The organism is Ruegeria sp. CDSC081 (assembly GCF_059610485.1).
Genome location: NZ_JBXWNS010000005.1, coordinates 225,336 through 239,314 on the forward strand (window position 1 = coordinate 225,336; position 13,979 = coordinate 239,314).

General features: G+C 58.5%; 15 protein-coding genes. 13 read left to right on the forward strand and 2 right to left on the reverse strand.

What is annotated here, in order from left to right:
* Nucleotides 1–73 precede the first annotated feature (73 nt).
* The 13 genes from trpS to AC2FH9_RS11015 all read left to right on the forward strand — a co-directional run bounded on the left by trpS (nucleotide 74) and on the right by AC2FH9_RS11015 (nucleotide 11,658).
* Nucleotides 74–1,102, forward strand: a complete 1,029-nt coding sequence (gene trpS / locus AC2FH9_RS10955; protein WP_496696396.1) for a tryptophan--tRNA ligase — start codon at nucleotides 74–76, stop codon at nucleotides 1,100–1,102.
* A 60-nt stretch (nucleotides 1,103–1,162) separates the two neighbouring features.
* On the forward strand, nucleotides 1,163–2,026 hold the full coding sequence (locus tag AC2FH9_RS10960) for a branched-chain amino acid aminotransferase (RefSeq protein WP_496871531.1): 864 nt from the start codon (nucleotides 1,163–1,165) through the stop codon (nucleotides 2,024–2,026).
* A 60-nt stretch (nucleotides 2,027–2,086) separates the two neighbouring features.
* Nucleotides 2,087–2,542, forward strand: coding sequence for a universal stress protein (locus tag AC2FH9_RS10965; RefSeq protein WP_496785943.1), 456 nt, complete (start codon nucleotides 2,087–2,089; stop codon nucleotides 2,540–2,542).
* A gap of 10 nt (nucleotides 2,543–2,552) precedes the next feature.
* The gene (locus AC2FH9_RS10970) at nucleotides 2,553–3,146 is read left to right on the forward strand and encodes a 2-hydroxychromene-2-carboxylate isomerase (protein WP_496871532.1); all 594 of its coding nucleotides are present in this window, start codon (nucleotides 2,553–2,555) and stop codon (nucleotides 3,144–3,146) included.
* 69 nt (nucleotides 3,147–3,215) lie between these two features.
* Complete coding sequence (locus AC2FH9_RS10975; RefSeq protein ID WP_271948391.1) at nucleotides 3,216–3,779, forward strand: NifU family protein; 564 nt, start codon at nucleotides 3,216–3,218, stop codon at nucleotides 3,777–3,779.
* Nucleotides 3,769–4,356, forward strand: a complete 588-nt coding sequence (gene tsaB, locus AC2FH9_RS10980) for a tRNA (adenosine(37)-N6)-threonylcarbamoyltransferase complex dimerization subunit type 1 TsaB (protein ID WP_496871534.1) — start codon at nucleotides 3,769–3,771, stop codon at nucleotides 4,354–4,356. The genes AC2FH9_RS10975 and tsaB overlap by 11 nt, the downstream gene beginning before the upstream one ends.
* Nucleotides 4,353–4,766 carry a GNAT family N-acetyltransferase gene (locus AC2FH9_RS10985; protein ID WP_496871536.1) on the forward strand — a complete coding sequence of 138 codons (414 nt, stop codon included), beginning with the start codon at nucleotides 4,353–4,355 and terminating at the stop codon, nucleotides 4,764–4,766. Before tsaB ends, AC2FH9_RS10985 begins: the two co-directional genes overlap by 4 nt.
* Nucleotides 4,767–4,925: 159 nt before the next feature.
* A complete protein-coding gene (locus tag AC2FH9_RS10990) occupies nucleotides 4,926–5,924 on the forward strand; it encodes a BMP family lipoprotein (protein ID WP_142635539.1) in 999 nt (332 codons plus the stop codon).
* Between the two features lie 92 nt (nucleotides 5,925–6,016).
* Complete coding sequence (locus AC2FH9_RS10995; protein WP_496871537.1) at nucleotides 6,017–7,546, forward strand: ABC transporter ATP-binding protein; 1,530 nt, start codon at nucleotides 6,017–6,019, stop codon at nucleotides 7,544–7,546.
* Nucleotide 7,547: 1 nt separating this feature from the next.
* Nucleotides 7,548–8,639, forward strand: coding sequence for an ABC transporter permease (locus AC2FH9_RS11000; protein ID WP_142635535.1), 1,092 nt, complete (start codon nucleotides 7,548–7,550; stop codon nucleotides 8,637–8,639).
* 3 nt (nucleotides 8,640–8,642) lie between these two features.
* Entirely contained in the window at nucleotides 8,643–9,611 is a 969-nt protein-coding gene (locus tag AC2FH9_RS11005; protein ID WP_142635533.1) for an ABC transporter permease, read from the forward strand.
* Between the two features lie 356 nt (nucleotides 9,612–9,967).
* On the forward strand, nucleotides 9,968–10,888 hold the full coding sequence (locus AC2FH9_RS11010) for a sulfite exporter TauE/SafE family protein (RefSeq protein ID WP_142635531.1): 921 nt from the start codon (nucleotides 9,968–9,970) through the stop codon (nucleotides 10,886–10,888).
* A gap of 2 nt (nucleotides 10,889–10,890) precedes the next feature.
* Entirely contained in the window at nucleotides 10,891–11,658 is a 768-nt protein-coding gene (locus tag AC2FH9_RS11015) for a TIGR02186 family protein (RefSeq protein WP_142635529.1), read from the forward strand.
* Nucleotides 11,659–11,662: 4 nt separating this feature from the next.
* On the opposite strand, the gene AC2FH9_RS11020 is transcribed toward AC2FH9_RS11015, so the two are convergent.
* Nucleotides 11,663–12,391, reverse strand: coding sequence for an SDR family oxidoreductase (locus AC2FH9_RS11020; RefSeq protein WP_282021633.1), 729 nt, complete (start codon nucleotides 12,389–12,391; stop codon nucleotides 11,663–11,665).
* Complete coding sequence (locus AC2FH9_RS11025) at nucleotides 12,388–13,920, reverse strand: ATP-dependent DNA helicase (RefSeq protein ID WP_142635525.1); 1,533 nt, start codon at nucleotides 13,918–13,920, stop codon at nucleotides 12,388–12,390. Before AC2FH9_RS11025 ends, AC2FH9_RS11020 begins: the two co-directional genes overlap by 4 nt.
* Nucleotides 13,921–13,979 lie beyond the last annotated feature (59 nt).

Below are 13,979 nucleotides of genomic sequence, written 5' to 3' on the forward strand. Positions count from 1 at the left end.
CGCGGCTGTTGACGTCCCTTTGCCTCATGGGTAAGCGACGGGGGCTGATTTTTCCAGACGGGAGTTCCCTTCGATGACCGATTCCAAGTTCACGCCGCGCGTGTTTTCCGGTGCACAGCCATCCGGTAACCTGCACCTTGGCAACTATTTGGGCGCATTGCGGAACTGGGTTCGGATGCAAGGGTCCAACTATCAGACAATCTACTGTATGGTCGATTTGCACGCGATCACCGTTTGGCAGGACCCCAAAGAGTTGCAGCACGCAACGCGTGAGCTGTGCGCGGGGTATATCGCATCAGGATTAGATCCCGAAAAATCGATCCTGTTTAACCAAAGCCAGGTTCCTGAGCACGCGCAACTAGCATGGATTTTTAACTGCGTTGCCCGGCTTGGCTGGATGCAGCGCATGACACAGTTCAAAGATAAGGCTGGCAAGAACGCGCAGAATGCATCGTTGGGCCTATTCGCCTATCCGGCGCTCATGGCCGCAGATATCCTTGTATATCACGCGACACATGTTCCCGTCGGAGATGATCAAAAGCAACACCTGGAACTAACCCGAGACATCGCAACTAAGTTCAATCATGACTATGGCGTCGATTTTTTTCCGTTGACAGAACCCGTCATCAAAGGTGCGGCAACTCGGGTCATGAGCTTGCGCGATGGGTCAAAAAAGATGTCCAAATCCGACCCCTCTGACATGACCCGGATCAACATGACCGATGATGCCGACACGATCGCCAAGAAAATCCGAAAGGCCAAGACCGACCCGGACGCTCTGCCTTCGGAAGTCGATGGCTTGGACAACCGCCCCGAGGCCCGCAATCTGGTGAATATCTACGCCGCCCTCAGCGATCAGACGGCGGATCAGGTTCTGGCCGACGTTGGCGGCAAGCAATTTGGCGAGTTCAAACCGATGCTGGCCGATCTGGCGGTTGCCAAACTGTCTCCGATCTCGACCGAAATGGCCCGCTTGATGGGCGAAGAGGCCGAGATTGATCGCATTCTGGCCAATGGCGCAGAAAAGGCGCGCGCGATTGCGGCCCCGATCCTGCAGCAGACCTATGACATCGTCGGCATGGTTGGTGCGAAACGGGGCTGATTGGCTCTGGACGTTGCCTTAACGCCTTCCTAGGTTTGCCTCAAAGCTTGGGAGGGCGTCATGGCAGTCGGCAAGAACATCCGCACCTATTTCAACGGGCAATGGCATGATGGGGATGCACCGATCATGCGCGCTGCGGATCATGGCGCATGGCTGGGATCATCCGTCTTTGACGGCGCGCGGTTCTTCAACGGGCTGACCCCGGACCTGAATGCCCATTGCGCCCGCGTGAACCGCTCTGCCGAGGCGCTGATGCTGACCCCCACCGTCACCACAGAGCAAATGGTTGAGATCGTGCGCGAAGGGCTTAAAGCCTATGCGCCCGACACGGCCGTGTATATCCGCCCGATGTATTGGGGCATCGACGGAGATGCGACAGCGATCGTACCGCAGGAAAACAGCACCGGGTTTGCTGTCTGCCTAGAAGAGATTCCGATGGCGCCTGAGACCGCCTCGGCCACGCTGGGACTGACCCGATTCCGCCGTCCGGTACTGGAATCAGCAGTGGTGAATGCCAAGGCGGGGTGTCTGTATCCCAACAATGCACGGATGCTGAACGAGGTACGTGCAAACGGGTTTTCGAATGCTTTGGTGGCTGACGCATTGGGCAACGTAGCAGAAACCGCAACCGCCAATATCTTTATGGTCCGCGACGGCGAGGTCTTTACCCCCGTCCCCAACGGCACCTTCCTTGCCGGCATCACCCGTGCACGACATATCAAAAACCTGCGGGCCGACGGCGTGGCTGTGCATGAGGCGGTTCTGAGTTTCGAGGATTTCTACGGGGCCGACGAGGTATTCATGACTGGCAACATGAGCAAGATCACCCCGGTGACTGCGCTGGAGGACATCCGGTTTCAGGTCGGTCCCATCGCCCGGCGTGCACGCGACCTGTATTGGGACTGGGCCGCCAGTGGGCGTTAGGCTCTGGTTGCCAGCACGCACCTAGTCGGGCATGATCCCCGGAAATGAATGAGGACACCCATGCGCAAGTTCCTAGTGGTTCTGGATGACAGTCGCGAATGCCTGAATGCGATGCGATTCGCGGCTATGCGCGCGGCCCATACCGGCGGCGGCGTAACGATCCTGTCGGTCATCCCTCCGGATGAGTTCAACCATTGGATCGGCGTTGCCACAGTCATGCGTGAAGAAGCGCGCGAGCGTATCCATGCACATTTTGAGGTTTTCGCAAAATGGATGCGCGACAAGCAGGACGTTGATCCTGAACTGGCCATCCGCGAGGGTGAGCCGGTTGCCCAGATCATCGAGCATGTGCAATCCGACACGGATATCGGTGTCCTGGTTCTGGGCGCGGGCACTGACAAGAAGGGGCCTGGCCCATTGGTCACGCAGTTGACCAAGAACTCAGGCAGCCTGCCAATCCCAATCACCATTGTTCCCGGTGACCTGAGCAAAGAAAAGCTCGAAGCGATCACCTGAGGCCAGAGCGATGCAGCGCAGCATTCAATTCTGGTTCGAATTCGCCTCGACCTATTCCTATCTCAGCGCGATGCGTATCGAAGAGGCTGCCACCCGCCAGGGCATCTCGGTCGAATGGCAGCCTTTTCTGCTGGGGCCAATCTTTGCCGCCCAAGGGTGGGACAATTCTCCGTTCAATCTGTACCCGGCAAAAGGCCGGTACATGTGGCGGGATATGGAACGCCTGACCGCCCAGCGCGGCTTGCCATTTGTCCGGCCCGATCCTTTTCCGCAGAACGGCTTGAAAGCGGCCAGGTTAACATTGGCGATTGAAGATCAGGGGCAAAAAGCTGCCTTTGTGCGCGCCGTCTATTCTGCCGAATTTGCCCAAGGGCAGAACATCGCGGATGAGGCTGTTTTGGCCGGATGCCTCAGCTCAGCCGGGCTTGCCGCTGATTTACTTTCCCAGACCCTGAATCCGGCGATCAAAGCAGCGCTTATCGCGCAGACAAAAACCGCTCAGGCCAAAGGGCTTTTTGGCGCGCCCAGCTTTCTGGTCGGGGACGAGCTGTTTTGGGGCGATGATCGGCTGGACGACGCGATAAGCTTAGCTGCGGAAATTTAGAATCGTTCCAATTCTTGACTTCCAGCTCGTGGACCCGCATATCAGAGACAACAGATACGGAGCCGCGCCATGTTCATCCAGACCGAATCCACACCGAACCCTGCAACCCTGAAATTCCTGCCCGGCCAGACCGTGCTGGAAGCGGGCACTGCAGATTTCCCATCGGCTGAGGCTGCGGAAAAGTCGCCGCTGGCCAACCGCATTTTCGCTGTGAGTGGCGTGACCGGGGTATTTTTCGGCAATGACTTCGTAACCGTGACCAAAGCGGACGACGTCCAGTGGGACCATATCAAACCGGCCATTCTGGGCGCGGTGATGGAGCATTACCAGTCCGGCCAGCCGATCATGGGCGCGGATGCCAATGCGGGTTCGGGCCATGCTGAACACAGCGGTGAGGACGCCGAAGTGGTCAACCAGATCAAAGACCTGCTGGACAGCCGGGTGCGCCCTGCCGTTGCACAGGACGGCGGCGACATCACGTTCCACGGCTTTGACCGCGGTGTTGTCTACCTGCATATGCAAGGCGCCTGCGCAGGCTGCCCATCCTCGACGCTGACGTTGAAGATGGGAATCGAAAACCTGCTGCGTCACTACATTCCCGAAGTGACCGAGGTTCGCCCTGTTGCCGTCTGAACCACTCATTCTGGCGTTTGACACATCGGCCGCGCATTGCGCGGCCGCTTTGTTGCGCGGTGACCGGATTGTGGCGTCTTGTGTCGAGCCCATGTCGCGGGGACAAGCCGAACGTCTGATGCCGCTGCTCGAAGAGGTGCTGTCATCAGAACAATGCTCATGGCGCGACCTGTCAGCGATCGGCGTTGGAATAGGCCCCGGTAATTTCACCGGAATACGCATCTCGGTCTCGGCCGCGCGGGGTCTGGCCTTAGGTCTGGGTATACCGGCCATCGGTGTGTCGGGCTTTGACGCGCTTGCTGTCCTGGACAGCGAGGCGTTGCCCGCAATTCGCGCGCCCAGAGATCAGGTCTATGTTTCGCAGCCTGATATGGAACCGGCACTGATCCAGCTTGATCAGGCAGAATCGCTGGGTACGCTGATGTTCAACGACAACCCAAAGGCTCAGGTCTGCGCTATTGCCCGCGTTGCAGCGCAAAGATGGCAGACCACGACCGAGGCCCCCGCCCCCCTGTACATACGCCCCGCAGACGCGGCGCCCTCCAAAGACCAACCGCCGATGTTGTTGGACGGATGACCCCCGAAGACTTGGCCGAAACCCATGCGGCGGCCTTTACGCAAGCGCGCCCCTGGACCGCCGCAGAGTTTGCAGAGCTGCTGCAGAATCGCTTTACCCATATCGTGGGTGACACCCAGTCCTTTGCCCTTTTCCAGGCAATCGCAGACGAAGCCGAACTGCTGACGATTGCCACCCATCCCACAGTTCAGCGGCAGGGACTGGCTAGGGAACGTATGGTCGAATGGCACGCGGCTGCCAAAAAACTGGGCGCTATCCGGGCGATTCTGGATGTTTCCATCGCCAACCAGCCCGCGATTACACTTTACAAGCATTGCGGGTATCGTGTGTGCGGCACGCGCAAGAATTACTATACGGTTGAAAATAATCAGAAAATTGATGCCATCGTCATGGAATGCAATTTAACCTGAGACAGGCCGCGAATTTTCTTGGACCAAATGGTCAAAAATCTGTTGACCGCGGCGGTTGCAAACGGCCTTAATTCCCGCCATCACAACGGTTATGCTCGCTAACAGTGGGTAAACGGGGCTATCTTGGCTCCGACCGAAAAAAACAAACGGGAGTAACAAATGACCCTGATGAAATCCTTGATGGGCGCCGCAGCGGCGGTTGCACTGACAGCGGGTGCCGCACTGGCCGAACCGGCACTGATCTTTGATCTGGGCGGCAAGTTCGACAAATCGTTCAACGAAGCCGCGCATAACGGCGCCTCACGCTGGGCGGAAGAAACGGGCGGCACCTACCGCGAGATCGAAATGCAGTCCGAAGCGCAACGCGAACAGGCCCTGCGCCGCTTTGCCGAAGCAGGCTCGAACCCGATCATCACCATGGGTTTCGGTATGGCTGACCCGCTCAGCGCGGTTGTTGCCGACTATCCGGACACGAAATTCGTTGTTGTCGACGTAACCTGGCTGGACGCGCCCAACCTGCGTCAGGTTGGTTTCGCTGAACACGAAGGCTCGTATCTGGTTGGTATGATGGCTGCGATGGCGTCCGAATCCGGAACCGTTGGCTTCATCGGCGGCATGGATGTTCCGCTGATCCGTCACTTTGGCTGCGGCTATGCTCAGGGTGCCAAGGCGGTGAACCCCGATATCAACGTGGTTGCCAACATGACCGGCACAACGCCTGCGGCATGGAACGACCCGGTTAAGGGCTCGGAACTGACAAAGGCACAAATCAGCCAGGGTGCCGACGTGGTCTATGCCGCAGCTGGCGGCACCGGTGTTGGTGTTCTGCAAACCGCTGCTGACGAAGGCATTCTGTCAATCGGTGTCGACAGCAACCAGAACCACCTGCACCCGGGCAAAGTTCTGACCTCGATGCTAAAGCGCGTGGACGTCGCTGTTTATGAGGCGATGAGCGCAGGCGAGAACGTTGAGACCGGCGTATATATCATGGGTCTGGCCGAAGACGGCGTTGGCTATGCGATCGACGACAACAACGCTCCGCTGGTTTCGGATGATATGAAAGCAGCAGTCGACAAAGCCCGTCAGGACATCATCGACGGCAATGTTTCAGTTGTCAGCTACTACGAGAACGACAGCTGCCCAGCACTGCAGTTCTGATATCGCGCGGGTCGGGGGTGATGCTCCCGGCCCGATTCCACTTTGCTGCACCGGGGTGACCGGGCAGTCCTTTCGGCAACTGAGGACAAGACATGACCGTCCCCGCCATTGAGCTCAAAGGGATATCCAAATCCTTTGGGCCGGTTCAGGCCAACAAAGACATTTCCATCAGCGTCGCCCCCGGTACGATCCATGGGATCATCGGAGAAAACGGTGCGGGCAAATCCACGCTGATGAGCATTCTCTACGGCTTTTACAAAGCCGACAAAGGTGAGATTTGGATCAACGGTCAAAAGACCGAAATCCCTGACAGCCAGACCGCGATCGCCTCGGGCATCGGGATGGTGTTTCAGCATTTCAAACTGGTCGAGAATTTCACCGTTCTGGAAAACATCGTGCTGGGCGCCGAGGATGGCGGGCTATTGGCCCCGTCCCTGACCAAGGCCCGCAAAGAGTTGAAAGAGCTGGAAGAAGAATACGAGCTGTTCGTGGATCCCGACAAACAGATCGACGAGATCGGTGTGGGGATGCAGCAGCGGGTCGAGATCCTCAAGGCGCTGTATCGCAAGGCCGAGATCCTGATTCTGGACGAACCGACGGGTGTTCTAACCCCCTCCGAGGCGGATCAGCTATTCCGCATCCTCGACCGGCTGCGGACCGAGGGGAAGACGATCATCGTGATCACCCACAAGCTGCGCGAGATCATGGAAAACACCGACACCGTGTCGGTTATGCGCCGCGGGCAAATGACGGCCACCGTGAAAACCGCCGAGACCAGCCCCGAAGAACTGGCCGAGCTGATGGTGGGCCGCAAGGTTCTGCTGCAGGTCGACAAGGTTCCGGCGCAGCCCGGCAAGCCCATCCTCGAGATTGAAAACCTGCGTGTTTTCGACAGCGCGGGCGTCGAGCGTGTCAAAGGCATCGACTTGAACGTGCGCGCTGGTGAGATCGTGGGCATCGCAGGCGTCGCCGGCAATGGCCAATCCGAACTGCTAGAGGTTCTGGGCGGGATGCGCCCGGGCCAGGGCCAGATCAAACTGAACGGCACGCCGCTTGCGCTCAGCGGGGTGGGGTCAGATGGCCAGGCGCGGCGCGCGCAGCACATTGCGCATGTGCCCGAAGACCGCCAGCGCGAAGGCCTGATCATGGATTTCCACGCCTGGGAGAACGTGGCCTTCGGCTATCACCGAGACCCGGCCTATAAGCGTGGCCTCTTCATGGATAACGCCGCCCTGCGCGCCGATACCGAAGCCAAGATCGAAAAATTCGATGTGCGCCCGCCGAACCCCTGGCTGTCGGCTAAAAGCTTTTCGGGCGGCAATCAGCAGAAGATCGTCGTCGCGCGTGAAATCGAACGTAACCCGGACCTGCTGTTGGTCGGTCAGCCGACCCGAGGCGTGGATATCGGGGCGATCGAATTCATTCACAAACAGATCGTCGACCTGCGCGACCAGGGCAAGGCGATCCTGCTGGTCTCGGTCGAGCTGGAAGAGATATTCTCGCTGTCGGATCGGATCGCGGTCATGTTTGACGGACATATCATGGGCGAACGCCTGCCCCATGAAACTGATGAAAAAGAACTTGGCCTGTTGATGGCCGGTGTTGCGGGAGAGGCAGCGTAACATGGAAAAAATGCCCAAATGGGCCGATGTCGTTCTGATCCCGGTGATCAGTCTGCTTCTGGCCGCAATCCTGTCGGCGCTGGTGATCCTCGCCATTGGTGAAAACCCGATCGAAGCGGTGAACCTGATGGTCACCGGCGCGCTGGGATCGACCTATGGCTGGGGCTATACGCTGTATTACGCCACGAATTTCATGTTCACCGGACTCGCTGTGGCGGTCGCCTTTCATGCACGGCTGTTCAACATCGGTGGCGAAGGTCAGGCGATGCTGGGCGGGCTTGGCGTGGCCGTGGTGTGCCTTTACATCGACTGGCCGCATTGGAGCATCGCCTTGCTGGCCGCCTGTGCCGCATCGATGGTGTTCGGGGCCGCTTGGGCGGCCATTCCGGCCTATCTGCAGGCCAAACGCGGCAGCCATATCGTGATCACCACGATCATGTTCAACTTCATCGCTGCTGCCTTGCTGAACTATATGCTGGTCAACGTCATGCGCCCGCAGGGCTCGCAAGACCCGGCAACTGCACGCTTCCCCGAGGCGGTGCATCTGCCGACGTTCCAGTCGATGTTCTCGACCGCTGAAAACGTCGTATTCCGTGGCGCACCTGCCAATATCTCATTCTTTGTTGCAGTCCTGGCCTGTGTGATCGTTTGGGCGCTGATCTGGCGCACCCGGCTGGGCTATGAGATCCGCGCCTATGGGCATTCGGAAACCGGTGCCGTCTATGCCGGTATTTCTCCGGTTCGGATCACCATCATCGCCATGCTGATCTCGGGCGCGCTGGCTGGTCTGATGGCCACGAACAACGTGATGGGTGAGGCAGAGCGGCTGGTTCTGAACTCGACCGAGGGCGCTGGCTTTATCGGTATCGCCGTGGCGCTGATGGGTCGGTCCCATCCGTTTGGGGTGTTTCTGGCGGCGCTGCTGTTTGGTTTCCTCTATCAGGGCGGGGCCGAGCTGGCGCTATGGACGTCGATCCCGCGCGAGCTGATCGTAGTCATTCAGGCCCTGGTGATCCTGTTCACCGGCGCGCTTGACAACATGGTCCGCATGCCGCTCGAGAAGCTGTTCCTGGCCATGCGGAAGGAGGGCTAAGCGATGGATACTTTCGTTACCCTCATCCAGGTCCTCGATTCGACCGTCCGCTTGGCCACGCCGCTGTTGCTGGCATGTCTGGCCGGTCTGTATTCCGAACGCGCCGGTATTTTCGACATCGGGCTTGAGGGCAAGATGCTGATCGCGGCGTTCTTTTCTGCCGCCGTCGCCGCCGTGACCGGATCGGTCTGGCTGGGATTGCTGGCCGGAATCGCGGCCTCGCTTGTTCTATCCGCATTGCATGGGGTGGCCTCGATCACCTTTCGGGGCAACCAGCTGATTTCGGGCGTCGCCATCAACTTTCTGGCCTCGGGGCTGACGGTCCTGATCGCGCAAAGCTGGTTCAAGCAGGGCGGGCGTACCCCCTCGCTGTTTGGCGGAGGGCGCTTTGAACCGATCACCTTCCCTTTTGCGGATGCCGTGAGCGATGTCCCTTTCCTTGGGCCAATCTATTCCGAGCTGCTGTCCGGCCATTCAATCCTTGTCTATGTGTCATTCCTTCTGGTCCCGACAACCTGGTGGGTTTTGTACCGCACCCGCTTTGGCCTGCGCCTGCGCGCGGTGGGTGAAAACCCAGCCGCGGTGGATACGGCCGGGGTTTCTGTCGTTGGGCTGCGTTTTGCGGCCGTCGCGATCTGTGGTGTGCTGTGCGGCATAGCCGGTGCCTATCTGGCCACGGCCTTGCAAGCTGGCTTCGTCAAGGAAATGACCGCCGGTCGCGGGTTCATCGCGCTGGCCGCCCTGATCTTTGCAAAATGGCGGCCATGGCACGCGATGTGGGCTTGCCTGCTGTTCGGACTGTTGCAAGCGGTTGCGTTGCGGTTCCAAAATATTGACCTGGGTGGCGTGGTGATTCCTGTGCAGGTCATGGATGCGCTGCCATATATCCTGACCGTCGTCATTTTGGCCGGCTTTGTCGGCAAGGCTGTTCCACCGAAGGCCGGTGGCGAACCCTATGTAAAAGAGCGGTAATAGGTCCAGTTTGAAACACACGTCAGTCCTGTTCGCTGCATGGCGGCATGTAGAGTTGATTTTACATGCCGCAACGGCTCTAAAGGGGCATGGATGTGTTTCCAGTGACAGCTGATTTGAGAGAGTTTCTCGCCGGGGTGCCGGATGCTAGGTCTTGCGCTTGGTCTAAGGGGATACTCCCTATCAAAACGCCTTCTGCGGATGCACAGATTCAGACTGGTCCAAGCCGCCAGCCCTGCTTTACCCTGCCTCGCCAAGGGCGTGATTCTGCGCGTCAGATACGAACCCTTTCACAAATTCCAGAAGTCGAATGTGTCACATTGCGCGACGCAGCTGGCCCTAATTACTAGTACCTCATGCAAATTTACCTTCCTATCGCTGAAGTTTCCGTAAACGCCTTTCTGCTGCTGGGGTTGGGCGGCATGGTCGGCATCCTATCAGGGATGTTCGGGGTCGGCGGCGGGTTTCTGATGACCCCGCTGTTGTTTTTCATTGGCATCCCACCAGCAGTTGCCGTAGCCACCGAAGCGAACCAGATTGTCGCCTCGTCCTTTTCTGGTGTTCTGGCCCATTTCCGCCGAAAGACGGTCGACCTGAAGATGGGCACGGTATTGCTGGTCGGGGGACTGATCGGTGCTGCGTTCGGGGTGGTGATCTTCAACTATCTCAAAAGCCTCGGACAAGTCGATTTGCTCGTAACCCTGTGTTACGTGGTCTTTCTGGGCGTCGTCGGCAGCTTGATGTTCATCGAAAGCCTGAACGCGCTGCGTAAATCCAAAAAGGGCACCGCCGCCCCTGTTGCACGTCGTCAGCGCGGCTGGATTCACGCGATGCCGTTCAAAATGCGGTTCCGTACATCGGGCCTCTATATCTCGGTCATCCCCCCCGTCCTGGTCGGGCTTAGCGTAGGTATCCTTTCTGCGATCATGGGCGTCGGAGGCGGCTTTATCATGGTTCCTGCCATGATTTACCTGCTGGGAATGCCCACCAAAGTCGTTGTCGGCACCTCCCTATTCCAGATTATTTTCGTAACAGCGTTCACCACGATGCTGCACGCGACAACCAACTACACAGTCGACATTGTTCTGGCTGTGTTGTTGCTGGTCGGCGGCGTGATCGGGGCGCAGATCGGAACGGTGATCGGCGCACGAATGCCTGCCGAGCAGCTGCGCGTATTGCTGGCTGCACTGGTCTTGGTGGTTTGTGGCAAGCTGGCGCTGGATCTGCTTCTGGAACCCTCCGAGCTCTACTCGCTCGGCGTTGCAGGGGGGCACTGATCATGCTGAGACGGTTGATCCTGCTACTCGCCCTTTGTGTCACCCCGGCCATCGCCGAGGAGGAACAGGTCGTGCTTGGCCTAAGTCAGGACCGGGTTGCCATCACGGCGAATTTCGATGGCTCGGAAATTCTTATTTTCGGTGCCGTGAAACGTGAAACGCCGATCCCTTCCGGCCCACCGCTTCAAGTTATCGTGGCCGTTGCAGGCCCCTCGAGCCCAGTGACGGTCCGGCGAAAAGAACGCAGGCTGGGTATCTGGGTCAACACCGACAGCGTCCTGGTCGACCTTGCGCCCAGTTTTTATGCGGTTGCCACCAGCGCTCCGCTTACAGAAATCCTGTCAGATACAGAAGACTTGCGGTACAGGATCTCGATTGAACGGGCCATTCGGTCAGTGGGTGCCGCGATGAATATCCGGGGCGCGCAGAATTTTGCCGAGGCCGTCGTTCGCATCCGTGAGGATGAGGGCTTGTATTCTATCCGCGAAAATACGGTTGCGGTGGACGAGCAGACATTGTTCCGAACCTCAATCGACATGCCAGCCGATTTGACCGAAGGCGCCTATTTCGCGCGCATATACCTGACCCGCGGCCGAGAGGTTGTTTCCCAGTTCGAGACCACAATCGACGTGCGGAAGGTCGGGCTGGAACGGTTCCTCTACAACATGTCCCGTCAGCAGCCGGTCTGGTATGGCCTGATGTCTTTGGTCATTGCCATCGCGGCGGGTTGGGGAGCGTCCACAGCCTTCCGACTATTGCGCGAGAACTAAAGCCCTATCCACGCCCGATATAGGGCATCGTAGTGGCCATGACGGTCATGAACTGGACGTTTGCCTCTGCAGGCAAAGACGCCATGTGCAGTACAGAACGTGCGGCATCGTCAACAGCCATCGTCGGGTCGGGCTGCTGCCCTCCCGCGATGGCGTTTTCAACCAGGTTTTGCACCATCTGTGTTCGCGCGTTGCCAATATCGATTTGACCACATGCGATACCAAAGGCGCGCCCGTCCAGTGATAGGCTGCGTGTCAGGCCTGTTATCGCGTGTTTCGTAGCGGTGTAATGGACCGAATTCGGACGCGGTACATGCGCGGCGATCGAACCGTTATTGATGATCCTTCCGCCTTGCGGGGCCTGATGCCGCATGATGCGAAAGGCTTCGCGCGCGCTTAGGAACATCCCGTTCAGGTTCACGCTGACGCTCTGGTACCAATCCTCCAACTGGATTTCGTCTATCGTGCCGCCGGGGGCAAAGATTCCGGCATTATTGAATAATACGTCAAGACGTCCCGCCTCATTCTGGAATGTCTCGAAAGCACCCGAAACAGCGGTGGGGTCGGTAACATCGGTCACCAAGGGGATCGCATTCTTGTGCCTTTCAGCCAATTCGTTCAGCACATCCGCGCTGCGCGCCAGCAGCCCGACCGCCCAGCCCTCGGCCAAAAACAGCTCGGCAGTTGCCCGTCCGATGCCTGAACTGGCGCCTGTGATTATGATGGATTTCATATCTCTTCGGCCTCCAGGGTCAGCGTCGCAGCCGGAGCCGCGCGCAAATCATCCACGCGCAGCGGATAAGTGGGCTTGGCCAGCCTGTTGCGCACCACCCAAATCAACCTTTCTTGCGCCCGCGTGATCGCAACATAAGCCAGACGTTTCCACAAAGGTTGCCCAGCCTCGGTTCGCCCCATCCGGGCAGCCGCATATATATCCGGCGCAAACACCTGTACCGTGTCCCATTGTGACCCCTGCGCCTTGTGAATAGTCACTGCTGCGCCATGCAAAAAGGTTGCCCCCATACGCGCAGCAAATGGAATAAACGGTTCTTCCTCATCAGGCATTTCGATTTTGACAATCGACGCTGCACTGACCTGAGGATCCTCGGCCCCCATCACATGCAGGCGCGAAAACCCCGGTTTTCGTCCTGGCCCCAGATAGATGACCTGAGCACCCTTGATTAGCCCGCGCGCCTCAAGATCCAGTCTTTTCTTGCGGTGCTTCAGCGGCAGTTCGATTCCATCGCAAATCAGCGGCTCTCCCGCCAGAAGCTCGGTGTCGGGTGCAGCGTGAACATTGCGGAAGGCCTGAATCAAGCGAATTCGGGTGGCATTTCGCCAGACCAGAACCGGGCTGCGGGCCATTAGGTCAACTTCAACACGCTGCCCCCAAACAACACGGTCATCCTGTCGGGCGGTCTGTTCGACAAGCCGTTCAAAATCCTCAAACCCCATCTGAGGGTCGGCCAGCGCATGCGCGAGGTCCAGGATCGGGTTGTCTGCCGTCTGCCTGTGGACCCTGTGCAATACCTGCTTTCGCGGCTCGGGCAGAGTCTCGAATACCATGCTGCCGGACTGATTGACCGGGGCGAGCTGCGCCGGATCGCCAAAAAGCAACAGGGTCGGAAAGATCTCTTTCAGGTCTTCGAACTGCCGGTCATCCAGCATCGAGGCCTCATCTACAAAGCCTATGTCCAGCGGCTCCTCCCGACGCTTCCAGCCGGTGATAAAGTCGGACCCACGAAGGCCCGCAGCGGCCAGCGCGCCGGGGATCGACTTGTTGTTCTGATAAAAAGCGGCCGCCCGGTCCAGGGCTTCGTCAGTCAACCCTTCAACCTCGGGGCGTTCATCGTTGCCCGCCAGCCATTCGGCAATGCGTTCATATTCCGGGTCATAAACCGGCGTATAGAGGATGCGGTGGATCGTGGTCGCAGGCACACCCCGCAGGCGCAAAACACTGGCGGCCTTGTTCGTTGGCGCAAGAATGGCCAAGCTGCGTTTCTCGCGCGCTTTGCGGCTTTCGAAATCACCGGAAACAATCTGAAGACCCGCGTCAGCCAATGCTTTGTAAAGCTCTGCCAGCAGTAGCGTTTTCCCTGAACCCGCCTTGCCGATCACGGCCATCACCCCGGATTCGCCATTGCCGGGCATTTTCAGCAGAGCATCATCATCCAGGTCCACACCGGCAGATTTCAGCATCTCGGAAATGCTGTCATAGGCGGCGGCTTGATCGTCAGAAAAGGTTACTGTGGGTATAGACATGGCGCGACCCTACAGGGCCACGCCAGCTATCGCCAGATATGGAATTGGCTTTCAGACCC

Excerpts from the sequence above, each read along its gene's own strand:
- trpS (WP_496696396.1), top strand. The coding sequence starts at position 74 with ATGACCGATTCCAAGTTCACGCCGCGCGTGTTTTCCGGTGCACAGCCA.
- AC2FH9_RS10960 (WP_496871531.1), top strand. The coding sequence starts at position 1,163 with ATGGCAGTCGGCAAGAACATCCGCACCTATTTCAACGGGCAATGGCAT.
- AC2FH9_RS10965 (WP_496785943.1), top strand. The coding sequence starts at position 2,087 with ATGCGCAAGTTCCTAGTGGTTCTGGATGACAGTCGCGAATGCCTGAAT.
- AC2FH9_RS10970 (WP_496871532.1), top strand. The coding sequence starts at position 2,553 with ATGCAGCGCAGCATTCAATTCTGGTTCGAATTCGCCTCGACCTATTCC.
- AC2FH9_RS10975 (WP_271948391.1), top strand. The coding sequence starts at position 3,216 with ATGTTCATCCAGACCGAATCCACACCGAACCCTGCAACCCTGAAATTC.
- AC2FH9_RS10985 (WP_496871536.1), top strand. The coding sequence starts at position 4,353 with ATGACCCCCGAAGACTTGGCCGAAACCCATGCGGCGGCCTTTACGCAA.
- AC2FH9_RS10990 (WP_142635539.1), top strand. The coding sequence starts at position 4,926 with ATGACCCTGATGAAATCCTTGATGGGCGCCGCAGCGGCGGTTGCACTG.
- AC2FH9_RS10995 (WP_496871537.1), top strand. The coding sequence starts at position 6,017 with ATGACCGTCCCCGCCATTGAGCTCAAAGGGATATCCAAATCCTTTGGG.
- AC2FH9_RS11000 (WP_142635535.1), top strand. The coding sequence starts at position 7,548 with ATGGAAAAAATGCCCAAATGGGCCGATGTCGTTCTGATCCCGGTGATC.
- AC2FH9_RS11005 (WP_142635533.1), top strand. The coding sequence starts at position 8,643 with ATGGATACTTTCGTTACCCTCATCCAGGTCCTCGATTCGACCGTCCGC.
- AC2FH9_RS11010 (WP_142635531.1), top strand. The coding sequence starts at position 9,968 with ATGCAAATTTACCTTCCTATCGCTGAAGTTTCCGTAAACGCCTTTCTG.
- AC2FH9_RS11015 (WP_142635529.1), top strand. The coding sequence starts at position 10,891 with ATGCTGAGACGGTTGATCCTGCTACTCGCCCTTTGTGTCACCCCGGCC.
- AC2FH9_RS11020 (WP_282021633.1), bottom strand. The coding sequence starts at position 12,391 with ATGAAATCCATCATAATCACAGGCGCCAGTTCAGGCATCGGACGGGCA.
- AC2FH9_RS11025 (WP_142635525.1), bottom strand. The coding sequence starts at position 13,920 with ATGTCTATACCCACAGTAACCTTTTCTGACGATCAAGCCGCCGCCTAT.